9 protein-coding genes and 4 pseudogenes are annotated in these 8,399 nt (G+C 51.8%); 4 read left to right on the forward strand and 9 right to left on the reverse strand.

Annotated features, from left to right (window positions below):
- Positions 1–511: pseudogene (locus BISU_RS09700) on the forward strand (transposase); the annotation flags it as partial.
- Here the strand turns inward: BISU_RS09700 and BISU_RS12190 are convergent.
- From BISU_RS12190 to BISU_RS09715, 4 genes and pseudogenes are all read right to left on the reverse strand, one after another.
- On the reverse strand, positions 481–1,425 hold the full coding sequence (locus BISU_RS12190) for an IS3 family transposase (protein WP_024464693.1): 945 nt from the start codon (positions 1,423–1,425) through the stop codon (positions 481–483). The pseudogene BISU_RS09700 and the gene BISU_RS12190 sit on opposite strands and share 31 nt — an antisense overlap.
- Positions 1,368–1,750 (reverse strand): annotated as a pseudogene (locus BISU_RS13450) (MobA/MobL family protein). The gene BISU_RS12190 and the pseudogene BISU_RS13450 overlap by 58 nt, the downstream one beginning before the upstream one ends.
- Positions 1,737–1,952: pseudogene (locus BISU_RS12200) on the reverse strand (DUF3847 domain-containing protein); the annotation flags it as partial. The pseudogenes BISU_RS13450 and BISU_RS12200, both read right to left, overlap by 14 nt.
- A 227-nt stretch (positions 1,953–2,179) precedes the next feature.
- Positions 2,180–2,596 carry a DUF2513 domain-containing protein gene (locus tag BISU_RS09715; RefSeq protein WP_081672859.1) on the reverse strand — a complete coding sequence of 139 codons (417 nt, stop codon included), beginning with the start codon at positions 2,594–2,596 and terminating at the stop codon, positions 2,180–2,182.
- A gap of 496 nt (positions 2,597–3,092) precedes the next feature.
- Between BISU_RS09715 and BISU_RS09720 the strand changes: the two genes are divergently transcribed.
- The gene (locus BISU_RS09720) at positions 3,093–3,599 is read left to right on the forward strand and encodes a Panacea domain-containing protein (RefSeq protein ID WP_024464690.1); all 507 of its coding nucleotides are present in this window, start codon (positions 3,093–3,095) and stop codon (positions 3,597–3,599) included.
- The gene (locus BISU_RS12205; RefSeq protein WP_024464689.1) at positions 3,592–4,176 is read left to right on the forward strand and encodes a type II toxin-antitoxin system death-on-curing family toxin; all 585 of its coding nucleotides are present in this window, start codon (positions 3,592–3,594) and stop codon (positions 4,174–4,176) included. The genes BISU_RS09720 and BISU_RS12205 overlap by 8 nt, the downstream gene beginning before the upstream one ends.
- Here BISU_RS12205 and BISU_RS09725 read toward each other — a convergent pair.
- Positions 4,079–5,265, reverse strand: a pseudogene (locus tag BISU_RS09725) (IS256 family transposase). The gene BISU_RS12205 and the pseudogene BISU_RS09725 sit on opposite strands and share 98 nt — an antisense overlap.
- A 300-nt stretch (positions 5,266–5,565) precedes the next feature.
- Here BISU_RS09725 and BISU_RS13250 point away from each other — a divergent pair.
- Positions 5,566–5,694 (forward strand): hypothetical protein, encoded by a 129-nt coding sequence (locus BISU_RS13250; protein ID WP_264298195.1) that lies wholly within the window; start codon positions 5,566–5,568, stop codon positions 5,692–5,694.
- A 42-nt stretch (positions 5,695–5,736) separates the two neighbouring features.
- Here the strand turns inward: BISU_RS13250 and BISU_RS09730 are convergent, their stop codons facing one another.
- The 4 genes from BISU_RS09730 to BISU_RS13605 form a co-directional block, all read right to left on the reverse strand.
- Entirely contained in the window at positions 5,737–6,111 is a 375-nt protein-coding gene (locus tag BISU_RS09730; RefSeq protein WP_024464698.1) for a polysaccharide pyruvyl transferase family protein, read from the reverse strand.
- A 96-nt stretch (positions 6,112–6,207) separates the two neighbouring features.
- Positions 6,208–6,882: a polysaccharide pyruvyl transferase family protein gene (locus tag BISU_RS09735; protein WP_081672861.1), complete on the reverse strand. Its 675-nt coding sequence runs from the start codon at positions 6,880–6,882 to the stop codon at positions 6,208–6,210.
- A gap of 6 nt (positions 6,883–6,888) precedes the next feature.
- Positions 6,889–8,229 (reverse strand): lipopolysaccharide biosynthesis protein, encoded by a 1,341-nt coding sequence (locus BISU_RS12210; protein ID WP_081672862.1) that lies wholly within the window; start codon positions 8,227–8,229, stop codon positions 6,889–6,891.
- Positions 8,195–8,399: integrase core domain-containing protein (locus BISU_RS13605; RefSeq protein ID WP_156100204.1), on the reverse strand; the 205-nt coding region annotated here is incomplete at its 5' end. The genes BISU_RS13605 and BISU_RS12210, both read right to left, overlap by 35 nt.

An 8,399-nucleotide genomic window follows, 5' to 3' on the forward strand; every position in this document is an offset into this window, starting at 1 on the left:
ACGTGGCCGACATCACGTACGTGCGCCTTGCATCCGGAAGTTTCGCCTATGTGGCGTTCGTCACCGACGCGTACGCCAGGCGCATCGTGGGCTGGGCGGTATCCTCGAGCCAGCGCACCCGTGCGCTTCCCTTGGTCGCATTGGACCAGTCGATCGCCTGGACGGCCCGGCACGGCGACACCCGCGGTCTGATCCACCACTCGGATCACGGCACCCAGTACATCAGCAGCCTGTACGGCACGCATCTGAACGAGGCCGGGATCCTGGCTCCACCGGCACGGTGGGTGATTCCTATGACAACGCGCTGGCCGAGAGCGTCAACGGCGCGTACAAGAACGAACTGATCACACGATCCGCGCCGTTCGGGACCGTGCGGGCGTTGGAAACAGCGACCTTCCAATGGGTCTCCTGGTGGAACAACCAACGCCTCCACGAACGCCTCGACTACCGGACACCAGCCGAGGTAGAAGCACGCTATTATCAAACCAAGGCGACACCAGTCACCCAATAAAACACAGGGAACAAAACCCAGTCCATATCACCACTGCTCAAATCTGGTGATTTTCCCGCACAACTTGACATGGTGATACACACCCCTCCGGCAGCGTCTCCGCGGCTCTTGACGAGCATCCTGTCGGCGAGCCCGGCGTTGGGACCGGAACCGGCCGTGTATGTGACGATCTTGCCATCGTAACAGTCGACCGGCGGGGAGAGGTACACCTTCCCATCCCTGGCCTTGATCTCGGTGATGTCCGCGGGCCATTTCTCGTTCGGCATCTCAGCCGTGAAATCGCGGTTGACGAGGTTGCCGGGAGCCGGCGTGGTCTCGCCCTCGTATGAGCCGTACCCGCGTCGTTTGGGAACATGCGCCGTCAGACCGTCCTCGGCCATGATCCTGCGGAGCGCCTTCTCCGAGACGCCGGTCCTGAGCAGGGCCTTGACCCTGTGGTACCCGTACCTGCCCCTGGAAACGGCGAACGCCTCCGTCACCTCCCGCATCAACGCGTTCCCCAGTTCCGGCTCCTCGACCCTGCGGCGCGGGGCCTCGGCGTCGCCGGCGGATCGATCCCGTCGCATCGCTAGCTTGTCGGCCTGGCCGGTGTCCCTGTTTTCGGGCCGCAACGCGGCCATGTCACCCTCGCGATACGCCCTGACCCGGTTGCGGACCGTGCCGACACCCGCGCCGAGCCGTTCGGCGGCCCGCTTCTGCCGCATGCCGCCCGGCACCGGTTCGATCGCCTTGGCCCTCGTCTCCATTAGGATGATGGGTTTCGCCATATGGCCGGCATACCCGGGATCCTTTGCCGGCCAGCGTTCCAGACACTGCCTGGTCGGATAAGCCAGGTGCTCGACCACCTGGGCCGTGGTCATCGGCGTGGCGGAGTACAGATCCACCGCGCGCTGTCGTTCCTCGGGACCGGACATATGATAATCCTTTCGTTCAGTCTCCAAGAAAAAGTCCGCACCCTGTTCTCCTGCATGGAAAACTCGTTCTGCAAGGCAATGTCAAAGCTGTAGGCAAGCTGCGCCTCCTTTCCCCGTTCTGCTTTCTCCACCTCGTTCCATAAGGTTTCGCGGTCAGAGAAAGAGGGTGGAGCATGAGATGGCAGCAGGATTTCGGAACAGATTACGCCGCCCTTTTGGCGTAGTCGCTGTCCTCGCCGTAATGCACGCTGTGCAGCTTTTCGCCGGAGCGATAGGCGGCAGCAGCCACAGCAGACTGTCCGGCGCTGCGCTTAATCCGGGTCACATGAAAATGATACAGTGCGATAGTCAATCACCCCCAAACTCATTTTTGTTGTGCTCGTTGATGTCCTCCATGAGCAGACCCTTGACTTCCGCCAAGGCGAATGCTTTTCTGCAAAGGCGTAAAACTCGGTTTCGGTCAAAACCTTTGTCAGCGATGCAACGCTTTCAATAGCTGCGCCACGGGTGATAAGATGATGTGCCCGCTTGCGCCGATCTCCCTTTTCGTAGTATGCGGCACGGTTTTCAAGTTGCTGCTTTTTGTGTTAGAGCTGCAAGAGCTTGCGTTCTTTTTTCCGCTTTCTCCGCTTCCAGTTCGGGAATAGTTTTCTGTTTTGCCATAATGCATGACCTCCTTGATTTTGATGTGGGGATATAAAAAGACCGCCTACTTTTTTGTAGACGGTCTATGTAACACTAGAGGATAGTTTTTTTATTGCGGCATTCCACCGTTTTTAATGATGGAGTTTGCTACTCCCTCTGCTGCGGCTGTCACAAACGCAGAGGAAATGGTCTTAATTGTTTCGATAACAGGGGGGAGTCCTTTTTGCACAATTACATCTTTAACCTTTTTCCATTGGGAGTTATCTCGGATTTTATCAAGAAAATCATTGCCCTCCCATGTTAAAGAACCTACGCCGAAGCTCCGTAAACTGTTATCCGCATACCGGGCACCGTAATCAGAAATTAGCCCAGCCTCATTTAATATTTTGCAATGATAGGCGACAGTTTCCATGTCGTAGCCACTAATGTTCAAATTAGAAATCGCTGTTGAAGAGTATTCTTCTTCAATTTTCAAAAGAATGAGACGAACAAGCTCCATGTCTCGCTTCATGGATGCTCCTTTCATAGATGCTCCTTTCAATCATACTTGCTATCTGCGGATGGTTTGTTAAATCGTTCGTAGATAGCAAGTCCGCAGGGATAGCCGCTTAGCGACGCAAGGGTTGCAGCCCCTTGTACGGAACGGAGTGGCGCAAAACAACCCGAATATTCGTGTGTTTGGGCTGCCTGCCTCGCAGAGCGCACATACATGGCTTGCCCCTGTATAGAAGTGCGCCCTTTGTTCCAAAGGGATTGATAACACCGCCTAATCCTCAAGATACAAGCCTTCATCAATACGACAAATTGCCTTTCGGATATTTGAAGCAATGATTAATGATGCCTTTTCGTATTCTGTACTATATATACCCAGCAAACTGAAAATGCAGGATTTCTTACAGCGTCTGACAAATGCATTATTGAATGCTGCCTTTGTGTTTTGAGAGAGGACTGGTAGCATATATCCTTTCGAAAGCAAGCTTCATATATCTGAACATAGAAATTTCCATGACAGAGGAGAGGCCATGAAGTCAATACAAGTAGCGAATGCTTTCATTCTTCGCCATGGCTCTGATATCGACATTACGAATCTTGTGCTGAACAAACTCGTTTATTTCGCGCAAGTCGAGTCTCTGCGCGAAACCGGGAAACCATTGTTCGAAGACAAGATCGAGGCTTGGTCCTACGGCCCAGTCGAGAAGGACGTTTATTACACTTTCCGAAAGTATGGGCGCAACAAGATTTCAAAGTCCGAGGGCGAAGCCGCAAAAGACGAACAGACTTTATCCATTATCGACAGGACAGCAAAGAAATACGGTTTTCTTACGGCATTCGATCTTGTGGGGTTCTCCCATCGAAAAAACTCCGCTTGGAAAAACGTTTACAGGGAAGGGGAAAGCGTTGAAATCACCAACGACGACATTCTCGCATCCGATGATGGCCTGACTTTCCCCAAAAACACTCTTGCATCCAGCTTGGATGAAGTAAATGCAAAGTGGCAGAACACCTTCAGGATTCTGCGCAATGCCTGAGCAATACACTAACGAGTGGTGGCATATCCAAGCGCCGCCACTCGTCTTTCAGTCCGATGACCTCGCTGAGGCAATGGCACAGGCAATCGTTCAGGTACACAGGAAACAACTTGACGACATCGGCGGATTTACCGTGGAAAGAACCAGCGACATCGGTTCCGTAAGCAGCGTTGTTGATTCAACTTTTCTGCTGGTATTCGGACAATCGCCGAAAGAACGATTCGATGATCTGTTCCGGCAGGTGGCTCATCTCACCTTTCACCTAGCCAAAAATCACTATTTCGCTGATGGCAACAAGCGCACTGCAATGGCCATATCTTTGGCCATCCTGAAAATGGAAAGAACTGATTTGGATATCGATGATGATCCAGAGCCAGAACGAAATACTCTATATAAACTCATTTCCAGGCTGGTGACGGAAGAAATCGGTAGTGCCCGGTGGTTTGCGCACTTTTGGTGTTGTCGTTCTGCGTGCGTTTTCAGTTCGCTTCCTGTATGGTGTCGTGGAGTCGGGACATGTCCAGATAGCGTCGGGTCGACCAGTCGTTGGATGTCACGTAGCGGATCCTGGCGCTGATGAGCATCAATGCCGATCTACCATCCGGGAAAGCGCCCACCACGCGGGTCCGGCGACGTATCTCGCGGTTGAGTCGTTCGAATCATGGTGTTGGTGCGGATGCGCCGGCGATGCTCGACCGGGTAATCCTTGAGCAGGTACGTGGTGGTCTCGCCGATGCCCTCGCGCAGGCACTTGGCGGCCTCCCTGAGTTTCCGCTCCTCCATCTCGGAGGCGACCTGCTCGGCCTTGGCCAACGCCGATTCGCGTGATTCCATCGCGAACACGGCCTTGAGCGCGTCCCCGGCCCATCGGGTGTGACGAGGGGAGACTCTCGAGAGCACGTTGCGCATGAAGTGCACCATGCACCGCTGGTAGCGGGCCTGTGGCAGGAGTCCACTGACGGTGTTCACCAGTCCGGCGCACCGGTCGCCGGTCACCAGGCGCACGCCGGTAAGCTCGCGCGAGATGAGCGAGGAGACGAAGCTGTTCCAGCTGGTCGAATCCTCCTTCATGCCCTCGGCCACGCCGATCACCTCCCGGTGCCCGTCCGACCCGATGCCGATGGCGACCAGTATGCTCACGTTCTCCACGGCGCCACCCCACGAACGCTTGTGCCACACGCCATCCATGAACACATACGGGTAGGGCTGGGATAGCGGGCGTTCGCGCCAGGCGTCGATGTCCCCGTAGACCTTCCTGAGCTGGTCCGACAGGGTCTGCGACGGCATCCGCGCTCCCCACAGCGCCTGGCTGATGTCGTCCACCCGCCTCGTGGAGACACCGGCCAGGTACATGTCGATCAGCGCCTCCTCCACGCTCTCCTCCCGGCGACGATACCGTTCGATCACCGCCGACTCGAACAGGGCGCCCTTCAACTTCGGCACCCTCACTGCCATTTTCCCGGCCTTGACGGTCAGATCACGCTCATAATGACCAGCCCGATACGCCTTCCTGCCGCAGGAGCGCTCGTAGCGGGCCGCGCCGGCGATCTCGTCGGCCTGAAGCGTCCAGCATCCGGTTGAGGATCTCGTTGACCTTCTCGGACACCATCCGGTCGAGTTCGGTCTCGAACATGGGTTGGTTGACTTGTATGATTTTCTCGGGCATGGTTCTGTCGCCTGCTTTTCTAGAGCGGTTAATGGTCTGGCGACCCAAATCGTACACAGGCGACAAGCCATGCTCCACCACTTCAACAAGCACCAGCCAATTTGCGCAAGAAACCGGACGTTATCTAGTTACGCTGCATCGGCCTAACTTCTATTGAACAGACACAGGGGGGGTATTGGATAACGTCCGTTTTCTTGCGCACTTTGTGTTTGGGTCTCTAATGTAAAAGGGGCATGGCCTGTCGGTTACGATTTTCAGTCGCCAGACATTGAAAACCGCGATTGGAAAGAGGGCAGAACCATGCCCGATACGATTCTACAGGTCAACCAAGAAATGCTCGAGACCAAGCTCGACAAGCTGGTCAGCGAGAAGGTCGAGCAGATGCTCAACGCCATGCCGACAATATGTGTCAATATGGAAATGCAATAAATGAATTGTTAATGGTAGGTTAAAGGTTCTGATGATTGAAGATTATTCGCACTTGAGTAATTTCTTGATATCGGAACAGTGCTCCAGCATTGCCTTAAAATCATATTGACGATGTTCGACTTGTAAAACGCGCCGAATATCCACCCCAAGAGTCTCAGGTGAAGAAAGGGCAATATAAGGAACATTTTTCAGCCACGCGTTATACGATGCTGAAATTTTATGGTTGGCATTGTCGAATGCCACACACGGAGTTCCGGTGATTGCCGCGAAGATCATGCCGTGTAATCGATCCGTGACGACCACTTCGGCGGATGCAAACTCACGCATCTTGTTCAGTACAACCGTCTCGCGTTCCTCATACGACACGTCACAATGGTAAATCGTATCGGATGAACGAATGTCAGCTGTATCAAACATAGTGTTGAGTTCTGCTTTTATGTGTCCACAAAGATCGTTTGCCTGCAGTCGCTCGCCATCTTGACGTAAGATAATCAATGCGCCGGAACGAGTAGGCTAGTTATCAAATTCGGGTCGATACGTCATCACGATATCGGTTGCGAGTCTGACGTCCACGCCTTTGAATTGCCGTTTCATCAACTCATAGGAACGACGTTCTCGGGCGAACAGATGTACATCGCCATGCTTGATATAAATATTTCTCATATATGTCAACAATGCAGCGCCAAGTTTGCCGTTATAATCCGACGTTTGCGGCATGACGACAATTCGATTATGAGGGAAAGCCTTGATTACTCCGGCGCGTTTCAAGTCTAGGCCAAAATATCGTTCTCCCATGTTTCCCCCACCTTGCAGGACGATGGTTGTGTCAGGCTTGATGAGCCTACGCCAATATGCCAATGCGAACCATCGGTTGTTTTCAGTGTATTCCTTCACAACTCCCGCATGTAAATTATCCAGATATTGCTTTTCTGCTACGGCAATCGCGAGATCACCGATATTTCGGTATAACGGAGTCTCACCCAATAGAATACGAACAGCACTGGCATTGTTGTCATTGACTTTGCCAGCGGCTTTTGCCCCTTTTAGCACTGCTTTGGGATTCAGCAATTTGCCAATACGATAGGCTCCTATAGTTTTGAACGCGAATAGCTCCGCATAACGAAACAATTCATTGGTAGACGATGACATTGCTGATTGCCTTTCTTTCATCGTAATAAAGGTTGACATTGATCATTATTTCGCATGTTTGGGCTGACCCGGAACAGGTAAATGGAATTTACTGGCAAGAAGCGTAATGAACCTTGCGCGCTTGTTTTTTTCGAAGGCAATAAATACATTGCCTACCAGTGCCACTCCTCCGCAAACAATCGCGGCGATGATGAGTTGTGGCCAGTTTTGGGGAATAAAAAAAGAACGATAAACCAGCGATACGGCAATTACCGAGCACACACACAAACATCCACGAAAAATCGCAGCATAGAACGTATGCCAACGAAGTCCCAGGCAGTGCGCTGCATAAACAGGCGTGAATGTAAGGTTGCGAGCCAATCCCATAATTAGGCTCACGATGGGAATGACCCAGATACCTAAATCCGTAAATTTGAGCAATGCAACCACGACTACCACATTCAGAATGCCTAATGCCAGCCATACCAATGCCGGAGTTTTCAACTTATTGGTCACTGTGTATACATTATACAGCGTATTAAGCGACGTGGTAACTATCAAGGGGATTAATGTCAGAATAGATAGTTCCTGAAGCAATTGGGCATCTTGCGTAGGAACCCAAATATGGAAGAAATCCACGCCGAAAACCATTAAGAAACCAAGAGGGATCGTAATTATGGCACCAAGAAATTGAACCGAAAAGCGCACATCATCAACGAGTTGTTGTTTTTTGTTCTTTGCGTAATCAATCAATAGCATAGGCACAAATACGCCGACCATGACCGATGCGATCTGCTGAACCATATTGGGGAGAGTCTTAACCAATGAATACTGTCCGCTTGGCCCTGCGCCGACGAACATATTCATCAACAATAGATCGAGAGTCGTCATCAATGTTGTGCTCAGCTGATTCACTGAATTCCATACGCCAGACGATAACAGCGTCTTTACAGCTTTTTGACTAAAGGCTTTTGGATTTATGTTGAGTTCCGGGGTCATTTTTCGCGTGTAATGGATGTTCGTGGCGCACAGATATATATTGACAATGAACATCGTTGCAGTCACATAGAAGATATGAGGTTGCAGGAAAACGAATAATGCCACTAAAACGACTGCACGAATGATATTACCCTCAACATTACGTTTCGAACTCAAATCCAGTCGATTTCGTACATAATATACTACACTGAATACATTGAAGATCAACATCATCACCATGCTTGCGAATGACAAGGCGAACGTAATCTGCACATCAGTGAGAATGTTCTCTGGGATATCTAGGAAATGATTGGCAAACAGAACAATCAGAATAGAGGGAATCGTAAAGATAAGGGCTAAGATGTGATATGGACTGGGTTTTGTTCCCTGTGTTTTATTGGGTGACTGGTGTCGCCTTGGTTTGATAATAGCGTGCTTCTACCTCGGCTGGTGTCCGGTAGTCGAGGCGTTCGTGGAGGCGTTGGTTGTTCCACCAGGAGACCCATTGGAAGGTCGCTGTTTCCAACGCCCGCACGGTCCCGAACGGCGCGGATCGTGTGATCAGTTCGTTCTTGTACGCGCCGTTGACGCTCTCGGCC

The organism is Bifidobacterium subtile, from assembly GCF_000741775.1.
GTDB classification, from domain to species: Bacteria; Actinomycetota; Actinomycetes; order Actinomycetales; family Bifidobacteriaceae; genus Bifidobacterium; species Bifidobacterium subtile.

What these genes read in the sequence shown, in the direction of transcription:
- BISU_RS12205 (WP_024464689.1), top strand. Translation starts at nt 3,592, where the DNA reads ATGCCTGAGCAATACACTAACGAGTGGTGGCATATCCAAGCGCCGCCA.
- BISU_RS09720 (WP_024464690.1), top strand. Translation starts at nt 3,093, where the DNA reads ATGAAGTCAATACAAGTAGCGAATGCTTTCATTCTTCGCCATGGCTCT.
- BISU_RS13250 (WP_264298195.1), top strand. Translation starts at nt 5,566, where the DNA reads ATGCCCGATACGATTCTACAGGTCAACCAAGAAATGCTCGAGACCAAG.
- BISU_RS12190 (WP_024464693.1), bottom strand. Translation starts at nt 1,425, where the DNA reads ATGTCCGGTCCCGAGGAACGACAGCGCGCGGTGGATCTGTACTCCGCC.
- BISU_RS09715 (WP_081672859.1), bottom strand. Translation starts at nt 2,596, where the DNA reads ATGAAAGGAGCATCCATGAAGCGAGACATGGAGCTTGTTCGTCTCATT.
- BISU_RS09730 (WP_024464698.1), bottom strand. Translation starts at nt 6,111, where the DNA reads ATGTTTGATACAGCTGACATTCGTTCATCCGATACGATTTACCATTGT.
- BISU_RS09735 (WP_081672861.1), bottom strand. Translation starts at nt 6,882, where the DNA reads ATGTCAACCTTTATTACGATGAAAGAAAGGCAATCAGCAATGTCATCG.